General features: G+C 50.0%; 20 protein-coding genes. 9 read left to right on the top strand and 11 right to left on the bottom strand.

The window, feature by feature from the left end:
- Positions 1-2 precede the first annotated feature (2 nt).
- From NT073_RS31420 to NT073_RS31400, 5 genes are all read right to left on the bottom strand, one after another.
- Entirely contained in the window at positions 3-1,058 is a 1,056-nt protein-coding gene (locus NT073_RS31420; RefSeq protein WP_297382032.1) for a methyltransferase, read from the bottom strand.
- A gap of 67 nt (positions 1,059-1,125) precedes the next feature.
- A complete protein-coding gene (locus NT073_RS31415) occupies positions 1,126-1,806 on the bottom strand; it encodes a hypothetical protein (protein WP_297382030.1) in 681 nt (226 codons plus the stop codon).
- A gap of 359 nt (positions 1,807-2,165) precedes the next feature.
- The gene (locus NT073_RS31410; RefSeq protein ID WP_297382028.1) at positions 2,166-3,512 is read right to left on the bottom strand and encodes a D-arabinono-1,4-lactone oxidase; all 1,347 of its coding nucleotides are present in this window, start codon (positions 3,510-3,512) and stop codon (positions 2,166-2,168) included.
- Positions 3,513-3,634: 122 nt separating this feature from the next.
- Complete coding sequence (locus NT073_RS31405) at positions 3,635-3,892, bottom strand: hypothetical protein (protein WP_297382027.1); 258 nt, start codon at positions 3,890-3,892, stop codon at positions 3,635-3,637.
- 214 nt (positions 3,893-4,106) lie between these two features.
- Entirely contained in the window at positions 4,107-6,593 is a 2,487-nt protein-coding gene (locus NT073_RS31400) for an outer membrane beta-barrel family protein (protein ID WP_297382025.1), read from the bottom strand.
- Between the two features lie 296 nt (positions 6,594-6,889).
- On the opposite strand from NT073_RS31400, the gene NT073_RS31395 reads away from it, so the two are divergent.
- From NT073_RS31395 to NT073_RS31385, 3 genes are all read left to right on the top strand, one after another.
- A complete protein-coding gene (locus tag NT073_RS31395; RefSeq protein WP_297382023.1) occupies positions 6,890-7,903 on the top strand; it encodes a PfkB family carbohydrate kinase in 1,014 nt (337 codons plus the stop codon).
- A complete protein-coding gene (locus NT073_RS31390; RefSeq protein WP_297382021.1) occupies positions 7,896-9,167 on the top strand; it encodes an AGE family epimerase/isomerase in 1,272 nt (423 codons plus the stop codon). The genes NT073_RS31395 and NT073_RS31390 overlap by 8 nt, the downstream gene beginning before the upstream one ends.
- 159 nt (positions 9,168-9,326) lie before the next feature.
- Positions 9,327-9,803, top strand: coding sequence for a hypothetical protein (locus tag NT073_RS31385; RefSeq protein ID WP_297382019.1), 477 nt, complete (start codon positions 9,327-9,329; stop codon positions 9,801-9,803).
- Between the two features lie 271 nt (positions 9,804-10,074).
- Here the strand turns inward: NT073_RS31385 and trxA are convergent, their stop codons facing one another.
- Positions 10,075-10,422 carry a thioredoxin gene (gene trxA / locus NT073_RS31380; protein ID WP_297382173.1) on the bottom strand — a complete coding sequence of 116 codons (348 nt, stop codon included), beginning with the start codon at positions 10,420-10,422 and terminating at the stop codon, positions 10,075-10,077.
- Positions 10,419-11,714 (bottom strand): bifunctional 3,4-dihydroxy-2-butanone-4-phosphate synthase/GTP cyclohydrolase II, encoded by a 1,296-nt coding sequence (locus NT073_RS31375; RefSeq protein WP_297382171.1) that lies wholly within the window; start codon positions 11,712-11,714, stop codon positions 10,419-10,421. The genes trxA and NT073_RS31375 overlap by 4 nt, the downstream gene beginning before the upstream one ends.
- Positions 11,715-11,891: 177 nt before the next feature.
- Between NT073_RS31375 and NT073_RS31370 the strand changes: the two genes are divergently transcribed.
- The 3 genes from NT073_RS31370 (at position 11,892) to NT073_RS31360 (ending at position 15,429) form a co-directional block, all read left to right on the top strand.
- Positions 11,892-13,910 (top strand): gliding motility-associated C-terminal domain-containing protein, encoded by a 2,019-nt coding sequence (locus NT073_RS31370; protein ID WP_297382018.1) that lies wholly within the window; start codon positions 11,892-11,894, stop codon positions 13,908-13,910.
- Between the two features lie 48 nt (positions 13,911-13,958).
- On the top strand, positions 13,959-14,288 hold the full coding sequence (locus tag NT073_RS31365) for a YbaB/EbfC family nucleoid-associated protein (RefSeq protein WP_012930828.1): 330 nt from the start codon (positions 13,959-13,961) through the stop codon (positions 14,286-14,288).
- A 118-nt stretch (positions 14,289-14,406) separates the two neighbouring features.
- Positions 14,407-15,429 carry a glycosyltransferase family 2 protein gene (locus NT073_RS31360; RefSeq protein ID WP_297382015.1) on the top strand — a complete coding sequence of 341 codons (1,023 nt, stop codon included), beginning with the start codon at positions 14,407-14,409 and terminating at the stop codon, positions 15,427-15,429.
- 101 nt (positions 15,430-15,530) lie between these two features.
- Here the strand turns inward: NT073_RS31360 and NT073_RS31355 are convergent, their stop codons facing one another.
- Positions 15,531-15,752: a PspC domain-containing protein gene (locus NT073_RS31355; protein WP_097127207.1), complete on the bottom strand. Its 222-nt coding sequence runs from the start codon at positions 15,750-15,752 to the stop codon at positions 15,531-15,533.
- Positions 15,753-16,090: 338 nt separating this feature from the next.
- Between NT073_RS31355 and NT073_RS31350 the strand changes: the two genes are divergently transcribed.
- Positions 16,091-16,297 carry a cold shock domain-containing protein gene (locus NT073_RS31350; RefSeq protein WP_012930831.1) on the top strand — a complete coding sequence of 69 codons (207 nt, stop codon included), beginning with the start codon at positions 16,091-16,093 and terminating at the stop codon, positions 16,295-16,297.
- Positions 16,298-16,383: 86 nt separating this feature from the next.
- Here the strand turns inward: NT073_RS31350 and lysS are convergent, their stop codons facing one another.
- The gene (lysS, locus tag NT073_RS31345; RefSeq protein WP_297382007.1) at positions 16,384-18,153 is read right to left on the bottom strand and encodes a lysine--tRNA ligase; all 1,770 of its coding nucleotides are present in this window, start codon (positions 18,151-18,153) and stop codon (positions 16,384-16,386) included.
- Between the two features lie 209 nt (positions 18,154-18,362).
- Here lysS and NT073_RS31340 point away from each other — a divergent pair, with 209 nt between their 5' ends.
- Positions 18,363-19,217: an SPFH domain-containing protein gene (locus NT073_RS31340; protein WP_297382006.1), complete on the top strand. Its 855-nt coding sequence runs from the start codon at positions 18,363-18,365 to the stop codon at positions 19,215-19,217.
- Between the two features lie 103 nt (positions 19,218-19,320).
- Positions 19,321-19,488: an Arc family DNA-binding protein gene (locus NT073_RS31335; protein ID WP_297382005.1), complete on the top strand. Its 168-nt coding sequence runs from the start codon at positions 19,321-19,323 to the stop codon at positions 19,486-19,488.
- Positions 19,489-19,557: 69 nt separating this feature from the next.
- On the opposite strand, the gene NT073_RS31330 is transcribed toward NT073_RS31335, so the two are convergent.
- Both NT073_RS31330 and tsaB read right to left on the bottom strand, forming a co-directional pair.
- A complete protein-coding gene (locus NT073_RS31330; protein ID WP_297382004.1) occupies positions 19,558-20,331 on the bottom strand; it encodes a type III pantothenate kinase in 774 nt (257 codons plus the stop codon).
- Positions 20,332-20,428: 97 nt separating this feature from the next.
- Positions 20,429-21,136: a tRNA (adenosine(37)-N6)-threonylcarbamoyltransferase complex dimerization subunit type 1 TsaB gene (tsaB, locus tag NT073_RS31325; protein ID WP_297382003.1), complete on the bottom strand. Its 708-nt coding sequence runs from the start codon at positions 21,134-21,136 to the stop codon at positions 20,429-20,431.
- Positions 21,137-21,353 lie beyond the last annotated feature (217 nt).

Here is a 21,353-nt window from a genome sequence, read left to right as displayed (position 1 = left end):
TCCTAAAGGGGTTTGCGTGCCCAGATTAAGCTATAATCCAACTGAGTCGGAATGGTTGCCGGGGTTGGTTCCAAACCAGCTTCGGCAAACCAGGCCCGGTACTCGGTCCGGCTGTAGCACCGGCCTTTGGTTCCCCAAAATAACTGGGCTGAATAATCGGTAACTGCCAGCGGGCCATCCAGCGTATCATTCAGAAATGCATCGTGTACCCACAGTTCACCACCGGGTCGAAGCGCGGCCGCAAAGCGGTTGGCCAGTAGCTGGCAGGTAGATGTTGGCCAGTCATGGAAAAGGCTGGCTGCTAACAGAATATCCGTTTGTGGAAGCTCGTCCGTCAGCATATCACCCGGCTGGAATGTAACCCGACCCTTTACCTGTGCCGCTCCCGGCCGACCGCTCTGGCTGAATTCGTCCAGCAGTTCGGCCGCTACCGCCAGTACGGCTGGCCGGTCGAACAGGGTGGCCGTGGAGGTAGGGTTGGCCAGTAGCCACTCGTAGGTATAAAAGCCGGTTCCTCCGGCTACGTCGAGCAGGTGGCCTTCGCGCTTCGGTAAGTTTGCCGCCACAAGGGGCGACAGGTGCCGGGCGCGTCCGGCCAAACCCAGCGTAAATTTTCGGGATAACTCCGGGTCGTCCATGGGCGATGGCCCTTCGCCTTCTTTCACGAATGAAATACCATCATCGGTCTGGAGCGGACCGTCGTTTTTGAGCCGAACAGCCATTTCGAGCGCTCCCGGATCGTCTTTTTCCAGACCCGTGTAGCCCGTCAGGTTCGGTACGTGGTCAACTGTCAGAAAACGGCCCAGTTCTGTGAGGGCAAGCCGTCCGTTTTCGTCCCATTGAAGCAGTCCCATAGCACAGAGGGCCGGAAAGAGCGTCATAGCTGGCCGTTCGTTCAAGTCAAGTTGACGGCTCAGGTCGGCGAGGGGGAGCGGACCGGCGCTAAATGTCTCGAAGACGTTCAGGTGGTGGACGGCGGCCAGTAATAAACGTGAGCCAAACATGGCCCGTAAATGACGGGTAATTGGCGCGGGGTCAGGTTGAGGGACGTTGAACATAGTTGATGCCCGGCCTTACCAGAGAAACGGCCGGATGCCAAAGATACACGTTGACCTTCGTTAATGTTTAGTCGTTTGCCCCGGAGAGATCTTTGTTCGAGGCTGTTTTTGGATCGTACTGGACCATTGAGTTATAGCGGCCTATCAGTAACAGACGACCTGACAGTGCACGATCATTGATGTTATGAGTCAGAATATACTGACGTAGTTCCTTGTGGTAAGTGGTCATTAAAGGTTTATAGATGTCAGCGTGGAAGTTATTTAGCGCCAGCAATCGACCCGCATCGAAAACAAAATAATCGAACCTGTCTGTATCCTGCGCGAAGGTGGGCTGATCAGACGAATGATCCGGGTGGCTAAATGCATGTTTAAACGGCCCACGCGGCTTTCTAAACCGCCGAATAACCGTTAAAGGACCATCTATACAAACTTCAAAAAAACGCTGGCTGCTTCGTTCGTTGTCCAGCGGCCTTGCCAGCGAGACAAAGTTTCGACGTTTATTCTGCTCCTGGTCGAACCAGCTAAATTCGGCAACCTGATTGGCCGAGTAGGTTTGCATCCGGCCATCCGACTGCCGAAAGGAAACCATCTCCGCCGACCAGTTGTAGGCCAAATCGCCCTCCAGAACCAGTTTGTTCCAGAAGCGTATTTGTCCGGTCCGCCACAGTGGGTTGATGGGTTTAGTGTTGCCAGTGACGTGAAAAAATACAAGTAATAAGGCAAATGTGAACGTATAGGTCGTTTTCATGATTACCAGTTTTTCAAGTTGTATATCGCTAATCGCTGGCTTGTTTTCCTGCTTATTCAAAAAAGTAGGAAACAAGCTTATGGCAATATAAGTCGTAGGTAATCGCCTTGTTTTCAGATAAAAAATTGTCCTATTCTAAATTTTTTAATTATATATAGATACAATAGAACCGTCTGGAGAAATAGGTAAAAGAGTTGTATTTTTCTTTTTTACGATTAAACTCAGACTAAAATCGATACTTATTTAATGGCCTTCTCTTTATTTTGTCGTTTTCAGTCGTCTTGATATAATGCAATAAAAAAGCACCCTGAAATCAGGGTGCCCAGTTGAGTTTTAACGGTGTTTATCAAGTTGCTTGCTTAAATTCCGTAAATCGTTGTATTCAGGAAATCGTTGCGAAACTTGCCTTTCGGGTCGTACTGAGTAACCAGCTGCTTGAAAGCCGGTAGCTTTTCGTAGCGCGACTGGAGTTGCACAGGCGTCATGGTAAACAACTTGCCCCAGTGCGGTCGGGCGTGAAAAGGAGCCAGTTCCTTCTCAATCATCGGCAACACCTTTTTGACCGATGCCCAGTCCTGTTTCCAGGTGAAGTGAATAGCCAGACTGGGTTGTTTGTAACAAGGGCTCATCCACAAATTGTCGGCATCGATGGTTCGTAACTCCGAAATCATCAGGTGAGGGCTTACGTGCGCCTTGAGCCGTTCCACGGCCAGGATCGCTTCGACGGCGTTTTTGCGGGGAACAAAATACTCGGATTGTAATTCTTTACCGCTGCTGGGTGTAAAGCCCATCCGGAAGTGGGGCATGCGCTCGTACCACGGCCCCGGTATCCCCATCTGTTCGGTGCAGTTCACCGCCGAAAGTTCGGCAATGGGGTGCAGATTCTTTTTGGCAAGCGTTGCCCCATAATACTCCGGCTTCGCGTCCAGCTTCACGCCTTTGTCGATTCGGCGCTTGATCCAGACTTCGTTGACGCGGCTTTTCTGCCAGTCGGTGAACAGGCTCACGCTGTACCCACCCGAAACGATGGCTTCAAAATGCTCTTTGAGCTGAGCCATTGGCAGGTTTTCGTAAACGTCCTGCCGCATGAGAAAAGTGGGTTGTATGTCGAGCGTAACCTTCGTTACGACACCCAGTGCCCCCAAGTGAACAACGGCTGCGTTGAACGTGTCGCCGTCTTTAGCCCGGGAAAGCGTGCGAACATCGCCGGCGGCTGTAACGATTTCCATGCCCGACACCGCCGTCGAGAGATTGCCGTTCTTCACGCCCGAACCATGCGTAGCGGTGGCGCAGGCTCCCGCAATGGAAATGTGAGGTAACGACGCCAGATTGTGCAGGGCAAAGCCCTTTTTATCGAGGTAAGGTGCTAACTGGCCGTATTTCATACTGGCGTCGACGGTTACGGTATGCGCTTTTGTATCCAGCGAAATGACGTCGTCCATCGCCTTTAATGACAGCAGATTGTCTTTGCTGTCGGCAATGCTGTTGAAGCAATGACGCGTACCCAGCACCTTGAGTTTATCGTATTTTTTGACAAGCTCCTGCACCTGTCCAATGGATTTGCCTTCATACAGCCGATCGGTGCTGTATTGCAGGTTTCCGGCCCAGTTTTTTAATTTTTCGGGTGCTGCCAGATCAGCAAGTGGCGAGAGTATAGGTGCGGTCATTAGGGTCGATGATAATTTGAGGAACGTTCTTTTTTTCATGGTTAACGGGTTTTAGGCTAAACTAATTAAGTAAGGTAATGACTAAATTTAATTCTGCGTAGTTACTTCATACTAATAAAGCAGATTAAGCAACAAACTGGTAAGAGTTACCAGTTTGTTGCTTAATCTGCTTTATTACGTTTGGTAAATGCCGACCAAACTAGGCATACCCTGTCTATCCGAAAAACTGGGGCTTCGTCGAAGTGAGAGACAAAAAGCCGTTCCCACTCACCATCCATTTTCAGGTAATCCCATTTCCCCTCACCCGTAGGCAGACTGATTTTCTGAATAAATGAATAAGTCGGCTGGGCAATAACTAACACATTACCAGCAACCAACAGACAGGCAACCAGCGTAATCTTTTTAACAAAAGAGATCATAGTTCATTACTGAATACGACGATGTTTTGATTCTTTCAGCAACAAACTTATAGACTATTTCCAAGTTATATCGGGCACTGACTCTAAGTTAATTAGTTGATAATAAGTAGTTTATACTTAATTAATACTCGAATAGTATATGAGGAAATGCATAACCAGTCAACGATATCTACAGATTCGTTTAGCGGTTATGCGTACGATATAGTGGGTATGGCTAATTACTAAAGTCTACGTCTGGACGGTCCATTTTACGTTGGTTACGCTTGATGGTATCGCTACCCAATGGCAATTGTATTGACAGTTTATAAAACCGTACCTCCCGGCGGTTCATGGTCACCTGGTAGGCCCCAGGTTGATCGTAGATGCTGATGAACCGGCGGGAGTTGAACATGTCGTTGATCGTGAACGTAACGCTGGCGCGGTTTTGCCAGAATCCTTTCCGAACCGCAAAATCGACGCCACGTACGGCCTGCCGGTAGCCCTGCAGCGAGGGTGATTTGCCATCATTGGTGCCCGTTAGTTGCGCCGAGATAGCGGCTGGGAATCGATACGTCAGATTCAGCTTGGCATTGTAGGAAACCAACTGATTTTGCAGATCGACCGATTGCAGAATTACGTTAAACACGTTCAGGTTAGCCACCGCGCTCAGGTTCGGGCCAATGTTGAACTTTAATGTATTATCAAACCCGTAGCGGATGTCAGCTTTGACGTTGATGAACGTTGTGACCAGCACTGACGAATCAGTGGCCGAGGGGCGCGTGAAGGGTTTGATGGTATGGTCTTCGTAGATGTAATAGGCCGTAGCCAGCCAGCTTAGTGCGCCGAGTAACGGGCTATCCCAGCTCTTGTTGTAGTTGACCTCCGCCGTATTGACAAACTCCGGCCGCACGGCGGGGTTGCCGATGGTGATATTTTGCCGGTCATTCGCCTGAATGCCAATGAACAAATGCCGGAAATTAGGTCTTCCTACCTTGCGGCTTAGACTAAGGCCAATTTCGGCGCTTTCACTCAGCTTTTTCGAAAGGGCAAAGGAGGGGAAAAAGGATTGAAACAGATTCTGCCCACTGGCGGATGGATAGTTATAGCCAAACGTCGTCGTGTCGAGCCGGGAGGTGCCGTGTAAACTCGACTGCTCTAACCGCAAACCCGCCTGCAAACTGATATTCCGGCGAAACTGGCGCGTGTAAAGCACATAAATGGCGTTGACAGCTTCGGCAATCCGGGCGTCCTGCGAATAGCTGGGCAGTAACTGATACGCCTGTGTATCGTTGTTCAGCTTGTTAAAAAAATACTGCTGATCACGGATGTAAGTGTAACTGCGCAATCCCATTTCCAGCTTGGCCGAATCGCCCAGCGGATGCGTGTAGTCGAGTTGGGCAATGACCTGATCGCCGATGGTGCGACCCGTAATTTTATCCCGTTCGGGAAAACCCGGCTGAGACGTCGCCGGGGTTGCGCCCGACTCGGCATTCAATGCCGTCGTGTACCAGTCGGCTGCGTTGGACAGATGGTTTCGGCTGTACGACGTAACCAGACTCAACTCCTGTCCTTTACGGGCAAACTGGTGTTTCCAGTCAAACTCCAGACCAAGGTTGGTAAAGGTATTATGCGGCACGGTGTTCCGATTGCCGGAGCTAATCACGCGCTGCGACAGGTAGCGGTACTCGTAGGGCTGGTTGCTCACCGTATTAAATTCGCCCCCAACGAGCGTTGCCGCCAGCGATAATGTATTGCGCTTATTAAGGGCATAGTCAGCCGCAATGCGCCCGCTCTGGAACGTATTGTTCAGACTGATGTTGGTGTTTTGATTGAAGTAATTTATCGGACTCCCATCCGCGTTCCGGTTCGTCCGATACACATAGCCCGTCACCGGATTTTTGGTCGCGTTGATGGAGTAAAAGCTGGTCAGGTTCCATTTGCCCTGGCGCCAGTCCAGATTGAGCGTTCCATCGAAACGGGAATTATTCCCGATACCAACACTAACCAGTCCGTTGTAACCGGGCAGCCGGTTTTTCTTCAGCACCAGGTTAACAATGCCGCCCGAGGTAGATGCATCATAACGAGCCGATGGATTCGAGATCACCTCAACCGACTCAATCTGATTAGCCGGAATCTGGGCCAACGTCAGCTGGGTAGGTTTACCGTTGACGTAAATCGTGGTTGCCATATTCCGCAAACTTGGATTACCGCTTTCGTCGAGGGTGATGGAGGGGACGTTCTTAAGCACATTCTCGGCCGTTCCGCCGATGGTAGTTAGGTTTTTGGCTACATTGAAGGTGCGCTTCTCCATAGTCATGTCGATGCCGCTTTTCTCACCTGTTACCTGTACTTCCTTCAGTTGGCTGGCATCAGGTTTCAGGGCCAGCGTACCCAAATCAGTTTGCGCCTGCGAGATGCGAATCACCTGTTCCAACTGCTGATACCCAACGAACGTAATCCGGGCGGTTAATACACCCGCTGGCAAATTGGTGACGGCAAAGGCACCCTTTTCATCGGTCTGGCTACCGGTCAACAGACTGTCCTTTCCTTGTCTCTGCGTAATAACGGCTACCGATGCAAACGGTAGCACTTGCCTGGTCGTGGCGTCTATTACCATCCCCATCAGTCGGTTACCACTGCCCGTTGCTGCCTGTTGTGCCGCAGCCGAACCAGCCCAAAAAAGAATACTATGAACGAATAAAAGGCGGAGCACTGGCTTCATGATGCGGCAAAAATGTTGGTCAATCTTGAAGTAATTCTGAAGATTCTGCCGAATTACTCCAATTCTATAAATAGTATAATTTAAAGAGGGCTCGTTTATGTGGTCAATCGGTATTTAACCAATGTTTGACACTTATTAAGCATCAATTTTAGCTCGTGTAACCTATACTACTTGTTAACAGGCACCCCAATCAACAAATAAGGTGAAACTACTTCGTATACGAACAAACTTGCGATGTGAGTAGCCCGCGCCTTAAAACCGACTTTATACCTGCAAGTTTAACTTCGAGTCTGTTCATGACATCTTCCGAAATCAGTGCGCTCTTCCGGCGATTCTCAACCATCAGAGTCGGTGTGATTGGCGACTTTGCCCTCGATTTATATTTCACCCTGCAAACCCAAACCGGCGAACAATCGCTGGAAACCGGCCGGGATGTGTTCTGGGGGAGCCAGCCCCGGGCTTCTCTGGGCGCTGCGGGCAACGTGGTTCAGAACCTGATGGCGTTGGGCGTATCCACCTGCCATGTGGCGGGCTGCGTGGGTAACGACCTGTTCGGGCGCGAAATGCAGAACATCTTCGGTTCGCTGGGTGTACTTACTCAACAGCTACACATTCTCGATTCGGGCTGGGATACCTGCCTTTATACTAAACCCAACCTGAACGGGCAGGAAGCTAATCGGATTGACTTCGGGATTGCCAATACCCTGTCTGATGCCTTATTCACGGATCTTATGGCCGGGCTGGAGCAGCTATTGGCTCAACTAGATGTGTTAATCATCAACCAGCAGTTTGCTAACCCGTTGCTTAACAAACATCGGATTGCGGCCCTTAACGAATTGATTGCCCGTTTTCCGACCGTTCGGTTTCTGGCCGATATGCGCGATGTGGGAACGCTGGTTCGGGGAGCGACACTCAAAGTGAACACCAAAGAACTCGCGGATTTTTTGGCAATTGATGCGCCGGACTCTGACGATCTCGACTGGTGCATCCGGCACGGAAACGCCTTTCGGGCGCAAAGCAAAGGTCCTCTGCTGATTACACGCGGACCAGCGGGTATTCTTTACCTGGATGATGATGAGCAGCAGCTTGTCGATGGGCTGCCCCTTCCGGGCGAACTCGATACCGTTGGCGCGGGCGATACGGTTGTGGCTACCTGGGCCGCTTGTCTTGGAGCCGGAGCTACCCCAGCTCAGGCGCTGCATATTGCCAATATGGCGGCTGCGGTAACCGTTCAGAAACTACATCAGACGGGTACCGCCAGCCTATCCGAAATCCTTGCCCTGCATGATACCTACCATTCCAATGACTAACGAAACCTTACATCACTGCCGTCAGGAGTTATACAATCACCTGACCACCGAGCTGCTGCCCTTCTGGACAGCCCGCACCGCCGATCATGTACACGGGGGCTTCATTACTCATTTCGACGAGCATGGCCACGACTCGGGCGAAGATGAGAAATCGCTCATTGCTCAGACCCGGTCTATCTACACGTATGCATCGGCCCACCGGGCAGGCTACGGATCGGGTGAACTGGCTGATCTGGCCCGGCATGGCGTCGACTATTTATTGAGCCGCATGTGGGACCATGAACACGGCGGTTTCTACTGGATGACCAACCGCCAAGGCGAGGTAACGAACGACCAGAAAATTGTGTACGGTCAAAGCTTCGCCATTTACTGCCTGAGTGAGTACACCCTCGCTACCGGCGACCAACGGGGCGTTGAGTATGCTCAGAAGGTTTTTGATTTACTCCAAAAATACGGAGCCGATACTTGCTATGGCGGGTACTTCGAAATGTTTGACCGCGGCTGGACGCTGAAAGGGCCCGGTGCTGCCGGGGGGAACCGTAAGACCCTCGATGCCCACATGCACCTTATGGAGGCCTTTACTACTTTGTACGAGTGTACGCGCCAGCCCATCCACCGCCGGAAGCTCCTGGAAGTGATCAGCCTGTTGGTTGGTAAAGTAATGCATCCCGTATATGGTACGGGCGTGCCGCAGTTCTGGGCCGACTGGCGGGTGGCTCCGCAGATAAAATTCGACGTGATCTGGGGATGGGACCGCTTTACGGAAGATGGTGCAAAAGAAGCCGCCGAAGATAACACCAGCTACGGCCATAACGCCGAGTTTGCTTGGTTGCTCCTCCATGCACTCTTAATACTGGAGATTCCGCACGAGACCTATTTCAGTCAGTTGCAGAAGGCGTTTTCCCACGCAGCCGACAACGGTGTTGACTGGGAGTTTGGGGGCGTTTTTGTCGAGGGCTCGCATAGCGGGAAGGTCTATGACCGCGAAAAAGAATTCTGGCAGCAGGCCGAAGTACTTATTGGTTTTCTGGATGCGTATCGAATCTTCGGCGAGGAAAAATACTGGCGGGCGTATGAGAACGTTCACCGGTTTGTAATGGACAAAATGGTGAATCGTCCGGTAGGGGAGTGGTGGCCGCTCATGACGCGAAAGGGGGTGCCCATCTGGACGCACATGAGCCATTCCTGGAAGATAAACTACCACACTGTCCGGTCTATGGTGCAGTCGATCCGGCGTTTGGATATACTGCTGGAGAAGGTATAGTTGGTCGTCATAGTCACAGACTATGCTCAACGGGAGCTATTGAAATCCCTTTTTCGACACCTTAGTAATATGGTTCCTATGTATGAGAAACGTATAAAATAATAGTTGTTTATTGATATTTTCTGGCTAACTTGATGTGTCACTAAACACTTTCTGGTCATGAAAACGTCACTTTTAGTAACCGCTTTGTTGCTGAGTACCGTTACGTGTGGGTTGGCCCAGTCCGACAACGATGCCATTAAACGTGTGTTACGCAGTGAAACAGAAGGCTTTTTTAAGCGCGACAAGACCGAGTGGTCGAATGCATGGGCCCATACACCCTACATTCATTTTGCGGCCAATCTGTACGGGGGCGATTTTATGCTGGTGAAAGGCTGGAACAACCTGGAAAAACAGTTTGCCAGTCAGTTTAAAAGCTCGAAAGTATCGGATAAGGTTACGGTGCAAAATTCAAACTACACCATTCACCAGAATGGAAACATGGCTTTTGTAGCTTATGACCAGACGCTCGTGGATAGCCACGGAAAAACGACCTCGAAAGAGTCAAGAACGCTCGAAAAGATTAACGGTCAATGGAAGATCATTAACGTCACGGCGCTAACGAACCTGAAAGGCTTCGGGCTGGCGCAGAAGTAAACTATATAGTATACCGACCGTCGAACCGTCCCGGTCGGGCGAGTCAACTGATTTCTACTAAAGCCTTAAATCACTCTTTTGGTGAGTTGATCGGCATACGCTGTGACTATGTTCAATGAGGAGACCAGATCGACACTAGGGCTCGCATTGTGATGTCGGGTTTTTAAACCCAACACCCGGTAGGTTTCTCAAAACCTATTGACAGTTGTATTGACGTAAAAAAACCGACCATGGTGGTCGGTTTTTTGCTTTACATAGCTGGTATCAACGCTTAACTGCCAAACTGCTTCACTAATCCTTCCAGCGTATGTAGCGGCTGAACCCCCGACTGTCGCCAGACGATCTTGCCGTCTTTAAACATAATCATGGTCGGGATGCTCCGAATCTGGTATTGCTGGGCAGCCGCCTGGGCTTTATCGACGTCGATTTTAACCACGCGTACCTTATCGCCGGAACGCTCCGTCAGTTGCTTCAAAATAGGAGCCTGCTGTTTACAGGGTCCACACCAGTCGGCATAAAAGTCGACCAGAACCGGCTTATCGCCGTTTATGAGGTCTTTAAATGATTGCTTGTTCATGTTCTTTGTGGTTAATTGGTCAGGGGTAAGTTGCCCACTTATTCCTGTTCTTCATTCACCGGCTCATTCATGATGGTATGACCCATCTTATCCCGTTTTGTTCGCAGGTAGCGCTCATTGTGCGGGTTGGACTTTATTTCGAGGGGTACAGTGTCGACAATCTCCAGCCCGTAGCCCATTAAGCCAGCCCGTTTTTTCGGGTTATTGGAAATCAGTCGAAGCTTACGGATACCAAGATCACGCAGAATCTGCGCCCCTACACCGTAATCGCGGGCGTCCATGGGTAAGCCTAAGTCCAGATTGGCTTCAACGGTATCGCGGCCCATTTCCTGAAGTTTATAAGCTTTGAGCTTGTTGATCAGGCCAATGCCGCGCCCTTCCTGAAACATATACACCACCACGCCTTTGCCTTCTTTCTCGACAAGCTCCATGGCGGCATGGAGCTGCGGTCCGCAGTCGCAGCGGCAGGAACCGAAAATATCGCCCGTTACGCAGGAGGAGTGAACCCGCACCAGCACCGGCTCGTTGGGTTCCCATGTTCCTTTTATCAAGGCAAGGTGCGTATCGCCGGTGTTGCTCTGCTTGTAGGCGATCAGATCGAAGTGCCCCCACTGGGTGGGCATATCGACACCAATCTCGCGCCGGATCAGCGTTTCTGTCCGAAGCCGGTATTCGATCAAATCCTGAATACTCACCAGCCGCATACCAAAGCGGTCGGCCAGTACGCGCAACTCGGGCAGACGGGCCATGGTGCCGTCTTCGTTCAGTACTTCAATCAGTACGCCCACCGGCGACAGACCCGCCAGTTTGGCTAAATCCACCGCAGCTTCGGTATGACCAGCCCGACGGATAACGCCACCTTCAACGGCCCGCAGGGGGAAAATATGGCCAGGTCGGCCCAGATCGTCGGGGGTGGTATTGGGATCGACCAGCGCCTGAATGGTTTTCGAGCGGTCGGATGCCGAGATGCCCGTTGTACAGCCATTACCCAGCAAATCGACCGATACCGTAAAGGGTGTTGTATGAACCGAGGTATTGCTGGTCACCATCATGTCCAGACCCAACTCGTCGCAACGTTCCTGCGTGAGGGGAGCGCACATAAGCCCACGGGCCTCACGCACCATGAAATTGACCATTTCGGGCGTAATCATCTCGGCCGCGCAGATCATATCACCTTCGTTTTCCCGATCTTCATCGTCAACGACCAAGACAATCTTGCCTGCCTTTATATCAGCAATGGCATCTTCGATCCGATCCAGCCGGATGGGGTTCGGCTCGACAGGATTTTCCTCGTTCGCAGAATTTATCTCAGAGTTGGTACTATTATTGCTCATCATTTTCGTTGATGCGTGTTGGCGCAAATATCTTTGGCAGGTAGTTTCCTGATTCTGTTTAAGCTGAAAACTGATTTTAAGAAAGATACGTTTCGCCGGATGCGAAAATGTCCGCTAAAGCCGTTTCAGAGAATAGAAACGACTAAATTTATACGAACGACAAAAAATATACTCTTCGTGCGAAATTTACGACTATGGCCAACTAATAGTAAAGAGCAGACCGGTATCGTGATTGGTTGGCTGGTAGCGGTGTTTCTTTTTGTTCTGTCGATCAATACCTCATTCGCTCAGGACCCCAACAACAATTACTGTGTAGACCCTCAGGGAGCTGAAAGGGGAGGATTCACTTTAGACAAAATTCGAGTATGCGTAGGAACACCTGTTCGGGTTACAGGAGGCCTTCCAGCGGGTTTACTAAGTGTTGGATATGTAAAGGAGTATAGCGGAAAAGGCATTCCAACTAATTTCGAATCGGGGCCAAGTTTTCAGTATACCAAGCCTGGCTCGTACACTATTTTACAGGTAGGAACGATAAATAATGGACGGGCTTTAGCCTGTCAAACCATTACGGTTCTCCCGCTCGACCCTGTCAAGTTCACGGCACAGTCCTGTTTGGGTCGCCGGGCCACCTTAACCGTCGATGCTTCCACACTGGGTCAGTATGACTCTTATCTGATTCGGTGGGGCGATGGCGTTTCTGATCCGAAAAGCCGTGCGGAGATGCAGGCAAATCCGGCGCATACTTATAATATAGGCTCACCCAATTCGCCCACCATCACAGTAGAGGGTATTTATGGTACAGTCGCTTCTCCGCTATGTAACAGCCCCCAAACTCCTCAGCAAATCACCCTGCTGGCAGCCGCTACTCAGCCGATAATCAATGCGCTGACAACCATTAACGACAACTCCATCGAGCTTAAGTATCAAACCAGCGCGGGCGTATCGGTAGAGCTTTATCAAAAAGTTAACGGGACTTATGTAGCCACGGGCCAGAAAGGTACCGGGGGCGGTACGTTTACCGTTCAGACCGATGCCAAACAGGTACAGTGTTTTCAATTAGTGCCCCAGGATGCCTGCAACAGCCAAACGGCTAAATCGGATGAGGTGTGTAGTCTGGTGCTAACGGCTCAGTCGGCCAACAAGCAAAATAATCTGACATGGCAACCCTATGCCGGTACAACGCCCCGCTTTCGCTTTTATCGACTTTACAGGAACGGCGCGCCGATTGGACCTACAATGACGAGAGTAAGCCTAAACTCCTATAGCGATGCCGATAACATTGTTTGTGGCTCACAATATTGCTACAGTCTGGAGGCTACGGTTGAGGGGAGTGCCCAGACCGTGATAACGTCAGCGAAAACCTGTGCTATCGGCATTAACGGCGACCCGCCGGGCGAGATCGGTAGTATGGTTATATCCATTGAAGATGGGCGCCCACGACTGATTACTACGCCACCTGTAGGTATTGGTGCCACCGATAGTTACACGATGGTCGTTAGCCGGGCATCGGGTGCATCGGGAAGTTTCCAGCCTGTTGCCACCCTCGACCGAAAAAGCGCCTATACCGATGAAAGTGCTAACCCATCGGCAGGTTCTTACTGCTATCAGGTAGTCTATCAGACGAACTGTGGGCTGCAAACGCCCCCGTCGAAGACCGTTTGTACCGTTTATCTGGAAGCAAAATCGGCTAATGGAATCGACTGGAATGCCGATTCGCCTTTTGCGCCCGAAACCGTGGATAGCTATACGGTAGAAGTGATCGACTCCCTGAACGGGACAAGGCAGGAGATAAACATGGGTGCTAACACGCATTATGAACCAGACCTAAACGACCCGAATCTGCAATCGCAGAAATACCGGATCATTGCTCTTACTACGGGAGGAACCACTAGTTTTTCCAATTTTTACACATTCCGACGAGAAGCTAAAATTCTGGTGCCGGATGCGTTTACACCCAACGCCGATGGAATGAACGACGAGTTTAAGGCCTTCGGTATTTATGTAGATAGGTTTCTGATGACTATATACAACCGTTGGGGCGAAGTTGTGTATAGTACAACGAGCAAAAGCGAAGGCTGGGATGGGAATAGCAACGGACAGCAGGCACCCGCCGGTCAATATATGTACCGCATTGAAGTTATTGATTTGACTGGTCTGAAAACTGTTCGTACCGGAGCTGTGTTGTTGATACGATAATTAGTTGGTAAGCCACTTGCCAACTTACTGACTAAAAAAACTACAGCTATGAATATGATGGATATGTTCGGGAAGATGAAAGAAGTTCAATCCCGAATGAAAGATGCGCAGGAGAATCTTAGTGCCGTAACCGAAACGGGAGATGCGGGAGCCGGTCTGGTTAAAGTAACCGTGAACGGGCTTAAAAATGTCCTGAAAATTGAAATCGACCCCGATCTGATCAAGCCGGACGACCGCGAAATGCTCCAGGACCTGATTGTTGCCGCCACCAATAAAGCGATGAGTAACGTAGAGACAAAAGCGCGTGAACAGCTTCGTCAGGCAACAGAAGGCCTGCTACCAAACATACCCGGTCTGAACCTAGATGGGCTAATGTAGGAAAGTGTTTGTAAGTTTACGGCTTATAGTTTACGGTTTTTAGTTTGCTCAGGAACAATCTGGTCTGATAGTAAACCAGAAGCCGTAAACCGTAAATCATAAACCGTAAACGCGTACTGTGGATACCCTTGCCATTGTTATTCTTAACTACAACGGTCAGCCGTTTTTAGCTAAATTTCTTCCCACGGTTCTTGCCAATGCCGACGGCCATCCGGTTTATGTAGCGGATAGTGCATCAACAGATTCCTCAGTGCCTTTTCTGAAGGCCAATTTTCCGTCCGTCCGCGTTATTGAGCTTCCCCGCAACGAAGGCTATGCCGGTGGGTATAATCTGGCTCTTGAACATATCCGAACCCATTTCGGTGGAGCTACCTACTACGTCCTTCCCAATTCCGACATCGAAGTAACGCCCGGCTGGCTGTCGCCGGTGCTGGATTTACTGAAAGCGAACCCCAATATTGCGGCCTGTCAGCCCAAGATCCGTTCGTACGCCCAGCGCGATTTATTTGAACACGCGGGTGCCGCTGGTGGCTTCGTCGATTGGCTGGGGTATGTATTTTGCCGGGGGCGCATCTTCGCAACTTTTGAAACGGATCATGGGCAGTACGACGACAATCGGCAGGTGTTCTGGGCAACGGGTGCCTGCCTGTTCATGCGGGCCGACGTGTTTCACGAAACGGGGGGCTTCGACGGTTCATTCTTCGCGCACATGGAAGAGATCGACTGGTGCTGGCGAGTTCAGCGGCTGGGGTACGAAGTCTGGGCATGCGGGGAGTCGACGGTTTACCATGTAGGTGGCGGTACGCTTCATAAATCCAATCCTCACAAAACGTTTTTGAATTACCGGAACAGCCTGTTCATGCTGTATAAGAACTGGCCCGCCGATGGCTGGCTATGGCCGAAGATCATGCTGCGACTAATCCTTGACGGTTCGTCATCTATCCTCTTCCTGCAGGTTGGGCAATGGCGCGATGTCTGGGCTATTATACAGGCTCATTTTGCCTTTTACGGCCGGTTACCGCACCTTCATGCCCAGCGAAAGCTGTTGAAAGCACAACAGAAAAAAAAGGTAGAACTGTATCCCCACAGCCTTGTCTGGAAATACTTTGCGGAGGGGAAAAAGACGTTTAAGCAGATGTAGGCTGGGTAATATAAAATGGATAATGGGTACTATGACATACCCTGACTTTGTATGTACAGATACACTATAGATTATTCAGTAGCCATTAACTATTAACTAAATTATAGTTCCCAGATAGTTGGGTGGGCATGACGGCGCAGGTGCTTGTTCATTTCCATCCAGAAAGCCATAATCAGGTATAAAATAACGGGTGAGCCGAGCGTCAGAAAGGACGTATATATAAAATAGAGCCGAATACTACTAGCTGATATATTCATTTTCTCACCCAGTCGGGAACAGACGCCAAACGCCTGACTTTCAACGAAATATCTTATCTTGTTCATGTCTTTAGTTCGCGAAGTGTATTGACTAAATAAGTATCTCAATTGATAAAAGCTAACGACCGATCCAGATAGATTGTTTGCCGTTTACACATAAATTCCATATAAACTTAGTGAAAGTAGCTAAAAAAAGGGCGCAATCTAGTTGAAGTCGCAACATTTTTCTTTTCTTTGTATTGTAACGGCGTTCGTAGCCCTCAAGTGCCAGATGCGCCGTTATGCTCAACAAATTTCGCTGATTTTCAACTATGTATCAACTCTGTTAGGTACGCTGCTGTCTGATTTGCGTTTTTGTTATTAACTGACCCTTTAGTGTTTAATTGTTAAATTGTTTAAGTTTTATGCAAACAGGTGTAGTAAAATTCTTTAACGAAAGTAAGGGTTACGGATTCATTGTTGAAGACGATACCAACCGGGACATCTTCGTCCACATCACCGGTCTGAACGGGATTACCATTCGCGAAAAAGACCGGGTTCAGTTTGAAGTGGTTGATGGCAAGAAAGGACTCAACGCTGTAAAGGTGAAAAAGATCGATTCCGATTATTAAGCCGACAGTTCGTCTAGATATGAATGTGTAACCCCCGCCAGAATCATCCGGCGGGGGTTTTGTGTTTTGTCAGTCGATAATTCTTACTAACCAATCCACCCCTTCACTTCATCCAGAGTGGGCATTTTAGCTTCTAGTTTCAACTTTTTGCGAACGCCACCCAGATCGTTGAACAGTTTGTTAGGATTAGCTCCCCGAAGTTGTTCGATGCTCATAAAGCCCAGTTTCTGAACGGCTGGAACCCACTCGGCCGGAACACCGGCGGTAATGAAATCGCTTTCGTCTGACTGCTCCTGCTTCTTCTCGGGACGCATCTGCGGGAAAAACAGCACATCCTGAATAGACGATTGATTGGTCATGATCATCGAGAGTCGGTCGATGCCCAGACCCACGCCCGCTGTTGGCGGCATCCCGTATTCGAGTGCCCGCAGGAAGTCTTCGTCAAGGGCCATGGCTTCTTCGTCACCCCGTTCGGCCAGACGCAACTGTTCCTCAAACCGCTCGCGCTGGTCGATGGGGTCGTTTAGCTCGGAGTAAGCGTTGGCTATTTCCTTTCCGTTGCAAATGGCTTCGAACCGCTCAACCAAACCCGGCTTGCTCCGGTGCTTTTTGGTCAAGGGCGACATCTCAACGGGGTAGTCAGTAATGAATGTCGGCTGGATCAGATTGGGCTCGCAGGCATCGCCAAACAGTTCGTCGATCAGTTTCGACTTACCCATAGTGCTGTCTATCTTAATGCCCCGCTGCTCGGCAACCTGCCGGAGTTCATCTTCTTCCATGGCCGATACATCCACGCCGGTGTATTCCTGAATGGCTTCGAACATGGTCAGGCGTTTCCAGGGGCGTTTGAAGTTGATGATGTTTTCGCCAACGGTAACTTTCGTTGTTCCGGCTACATCCAGGGCTACTTTTTCCACCATCTCCTCGATGGTATCCATCATCCACAGGTAATCTTTATAGGCAACGTAGAACTCCACCTGCGTAAACTCGGGGTTGTGGGTACGGTCCATGCCCTCGTTCCGAAAATCTTTGGCAAACTCGAATACACCGTCGTATCCGCCAACGATCAGGCGTTTAAGGTAAAGTTCATTAGCAATGCGCATATACAGCGTCATATCCAATGAGTTGTGGTGCGTGCGAAATGGCCGGGCTGCAGCTCCGCCATGAATGGGCTGTAAAATGGGCGTTTCTACTTCCAGATAGCCTTTTTCGCTCAGAAACTGCCGGATCGAGTTAACCAGTTTGGTGCGTTTTATAAAAACATCGCGCACCTGCGGGTTTACAATCAGGTCCACATAACGTTGCCGATACCGCTGTTCGGGATCGGTAAAGGCATCGTAGGTTTCTTTTTCTCCTTTCTCGTTCACCACCTCTTTTACCACCGGCAAAGGACGTAAGGCTTTATTGAGAATCTTAAACTCCTTGACATATACCGACAACTCGCCGGTTTTTGTGGTGAATACATGCCCTTTTACGCCAATGATGTCGCCGATATCCAGCAGCTTTTTAAAGACAGTATTGTAAAGCGTTTTGTCTTCGCCGGGGCAGAGATCGTCTCGCCGGAAATAAAACTGCATCCGGCCGGTAGAGTCCTGTATTTCGGCGAACGACGCGCTGCCACTAATGCGAAAGACCATCAACCGGCCCGCCAGTTGAACATTTCCCCATCGTTCATCGCCGGAAAAATCCTGTTCAGGGGCAACTTCTGTGCCAGGCCCATCCGTCTGGAAAGCCGTCCGAATGTCGGCAATGGTCGTGGTTACGTCAAACAACTCGGCGGGGTAGGGGTCAATGCCCATCCGCATTAATTCTTCGCGCTTTTGTCGGCGATTTATTTCCTGTTCACTCAGCAGCATGGTCGTCAATGTGTTGGCCGGCCAGAAAGGCGACCCGTTTTAAGGGTGCAAAAATAGTGAAAAGGATTGGCGTTTACAGTGATAAGCCGAAAGAAGCCGTTGGTGGAGTTGGATAGCCGTTCTCATAAATCAGTTTAGAGTATATCTCTTTTATATCTATCATTGTGCTATCAAAATGATATTACTTTATTGAACTAGTCTTTACGAAAATGCAGGAAAAACCGCTTACATCAATCTCTGGTTATGTGTTGTTGTTTGTTGCCGTGGGCTGCCTGGTTGCAGCTGCTGGTTTGGGAATCGCTCTGAAGAGTTTGGTGATCCCGGTGGTACTAGTTATACTGGCCATTATTCTGTTTATGGGAATAACCGTAATCAACCCAAATGAGGCCGTCGTGTGTACGTTCTTCGGCGATTATGTTGGGACCATGAAACAGGGCGGGCTACGTTGGGTCAACCCACTATACAGTAAGGCCAAAATCAGTTTGCGAGCCCGTAACCTGAACGGACAAACACTGAAAGTCAACGACAAAATGGGTAATCCCGTTGAAATTGCCGCTGTTGTTGTCTGGCAGGTGAAAGACACAGCCAGAGCACTCTTCGACGTAGATAATTATGTGAACTTTGTGCAGGTACAATCCGAAGCGGCTGTCCGGAAGCTGGCCAACTCTTACGCCTATGACCACATGGAAGATGAAACCTCGTCGGTAACCTTACGGGACAGCACTGGCCAGATCAACGTATTTCTGGAGCAGGAGCTTAACGAACGGCTCGAACGGGCGGGTGTCGACATTATCGAAGCCCGGGTTAGTCACCTGGCTTACTCTTCCGAAATTGCAGGAGCCATGTTACAGCGTCAGCAGGCATCGGCTATGATAGCTGCCCGTCGACTGATTGTTGAGGGGGCCGTGGGTATGGTCGAAATGGCCTTGGAACGTCTTGAAAAGAATGGCGTCGTTGCGCTGGATGAGGAACGCAAAGCCGCCATGGTGAGTAACTTGCTGGTGGTGCTCTGTGGCGAAAAATCAGTTAGTCCAGTTGTTAACGCCGGAACATTGTATAATTAAGTAGTTAGGAGGTGGCAGCGAGAAGTGAGGAAGGCTGACGCAGGTTATGCCGCTGGATATCTCCTCGCCCCTCGCTGCTACCTCCTAACTCCTCAAAAAACACATGGCTGCCGAGAAAAAAGCATTTGTCTTACGCATTCAACCCGAAACGTTGAAGGAACTGGAGCGGTGGGCACAGGAAGAGTTCAGGAGTGTGAACGGGCAAATTGAATTTTTGCTCAACGACGCCCTACGCAAGCGAAAGAAACGGAACCCTAAAGTGGAGGAGTGAGTATCAGGAGTTAGAAGCGAGATGTGAGGAGGTCTGACGTAAGTTATGCCACCGGATGGCTCCTCGCTCCTAACTTCTAACACTCACTGCATCACCAATCAACCGAATACCGTCCAGCGTCAGCGAAGGGACGATATCGGTGAATACATCATTGAGCGACGTAATCTGCCCGGATAAACCGCCGGTGGCTACGGCTATGCAATCGCCGTCCAGTTCGCTCTGAATGCGACTGACCAGCGAGCGGATCAGGCCTTCGTACCCTAATATAACACCTGCCTGAATAGCGTGGGTGGTACTGGTGCCGAGTGCAGAAGCGGGGACTTCAATGGGTACTTCGGGGAGTTGAGCGGTGTTGGCGAATAACGACCGGATAGCGGTTTTCAAACCGGGTGCAATGGCTACTCCCAGTAGTTTACCAGTCCCGGATACTGTGGTGAATGTTAAAGCCGTTCCAAAATCGACTACAACGCAGGTGCGTTGATAGCGGGTATAGGCCGCCAGCGCATTGGCGACTAAATCGGAGCCAATCTCGTGGGGACGCAACACCTCAATGGGCAAATGTGGGTAAATATCGGGTCCGACAACTATGGGAGCAAAGCCAAACAGCTCTGTCAGCATGGCACGTATGGTAGGCGTAAGGGCGGGCACAACACTGCTTAACACAGTCGCTTTTATACTACTTAAGGGTAGCCCTGCTTCCAGTAACCAAAGCCGCAATCGACGCTCGTAGGATTCGGCTGACTCATCATGCCGGGCGGGCGTTCGCCAGATGTGCTGCCAGCTGGTTGCACTATAAAATCCGAAAACGGCGTCGGTATTGCCAATATCAACGATAATTTGCACGAGCGAAAGAAGTAAATGCCGGGGCGAAATAAGGAGAAAAACGGCACATTCTTAGCGTACTGGTAGTTCGTTCCGGCAATAAGGGGTTTGCAGCTGGTTAAAATGGGGACTTTTTAGGCTTTATGGCCATAAAATCTTTCAGGTAAAAGGGCTCAAAAGCAGCGGCATCTTCAAATTCGCTACGGGCATAAGCTACGATGGCCAACTTCCCAACGGTTCTGGCCGAAGGATGGATCGGTATCTTAGGAAAATGGGCGTTGACGTGACTGCCTAGCAGGGCTTCGCACTTTGCGGCTCCATCGCCAAAAAAGACCAGCGGCTTCTTCTCCAGCCACTCGTCAAATGATTGCTCATCAACAATCTGCGCCGTCGTTGGCTGCATTTCCTGCCCATCGGTATTGTATAGGGCGCAGTAGACTTCCATACGCCGGGCATCAATCATCGGGCACAGTATGTAGTTCTTGGGGTAAAAACAACGGACTTGTTCGGCCATAGCTGTTAGCGTATTGATGGCTAGTAGAGGTTTATCCAGCGAAAAGCAAAGGCCCTTTGCTGTCGAAATCCCAATGCGTAACCCCGTGTAAGAGCCAGGTCCTTTGGCTACAGCGATAGCATCGAGCTGGGTTAGCTCATAGCCTGCCTGACGTACAATATCGCCGATGAGCGTTGTGAGCATAGCAGAAGAGGTTCGTTCTGTGAAGAGCTCATAAGAGCCAAGTAACGAACTGCTGAGCGAACCGTCTGTGCTGTGCAAGGCTACTGAACAGATGGCCGTTGATGTATCAATAGAAAGAATGAGTGGCATATACTTAATAGGAAACGAGAGCAAAGTAAAGCGTCACCTACCGATTTGCAAGCAGCCAGACTCCTTTATGTTTTTAGAATTGGCGGTATTGTTGACAAAATAAACGGCTCGTACTTGGCTTATCCCGTTGTGCCTGCTACTGCCAGTGATGAAGTTTGTATATTTTTTCTCTATAACTACTTAAGAAAATAAAAATATATTTTATTGATAAAAGTTG

Origin of the sequence: Spirosoma sp. (genome assembly GCF_026391055.1) — a bacterium.
In the GTDB taxonomy this organism is placed as follows: Bacteria; Bacteroidota; Bacteroidia; order Cytophagales; family Spirosomataceae; genus Spirosoma.
The sequence above is the reverse complement of the archived record's forward strand: the minus strand, read 5'-3'. Positions and strand labels throughout refer to the sequence as shown.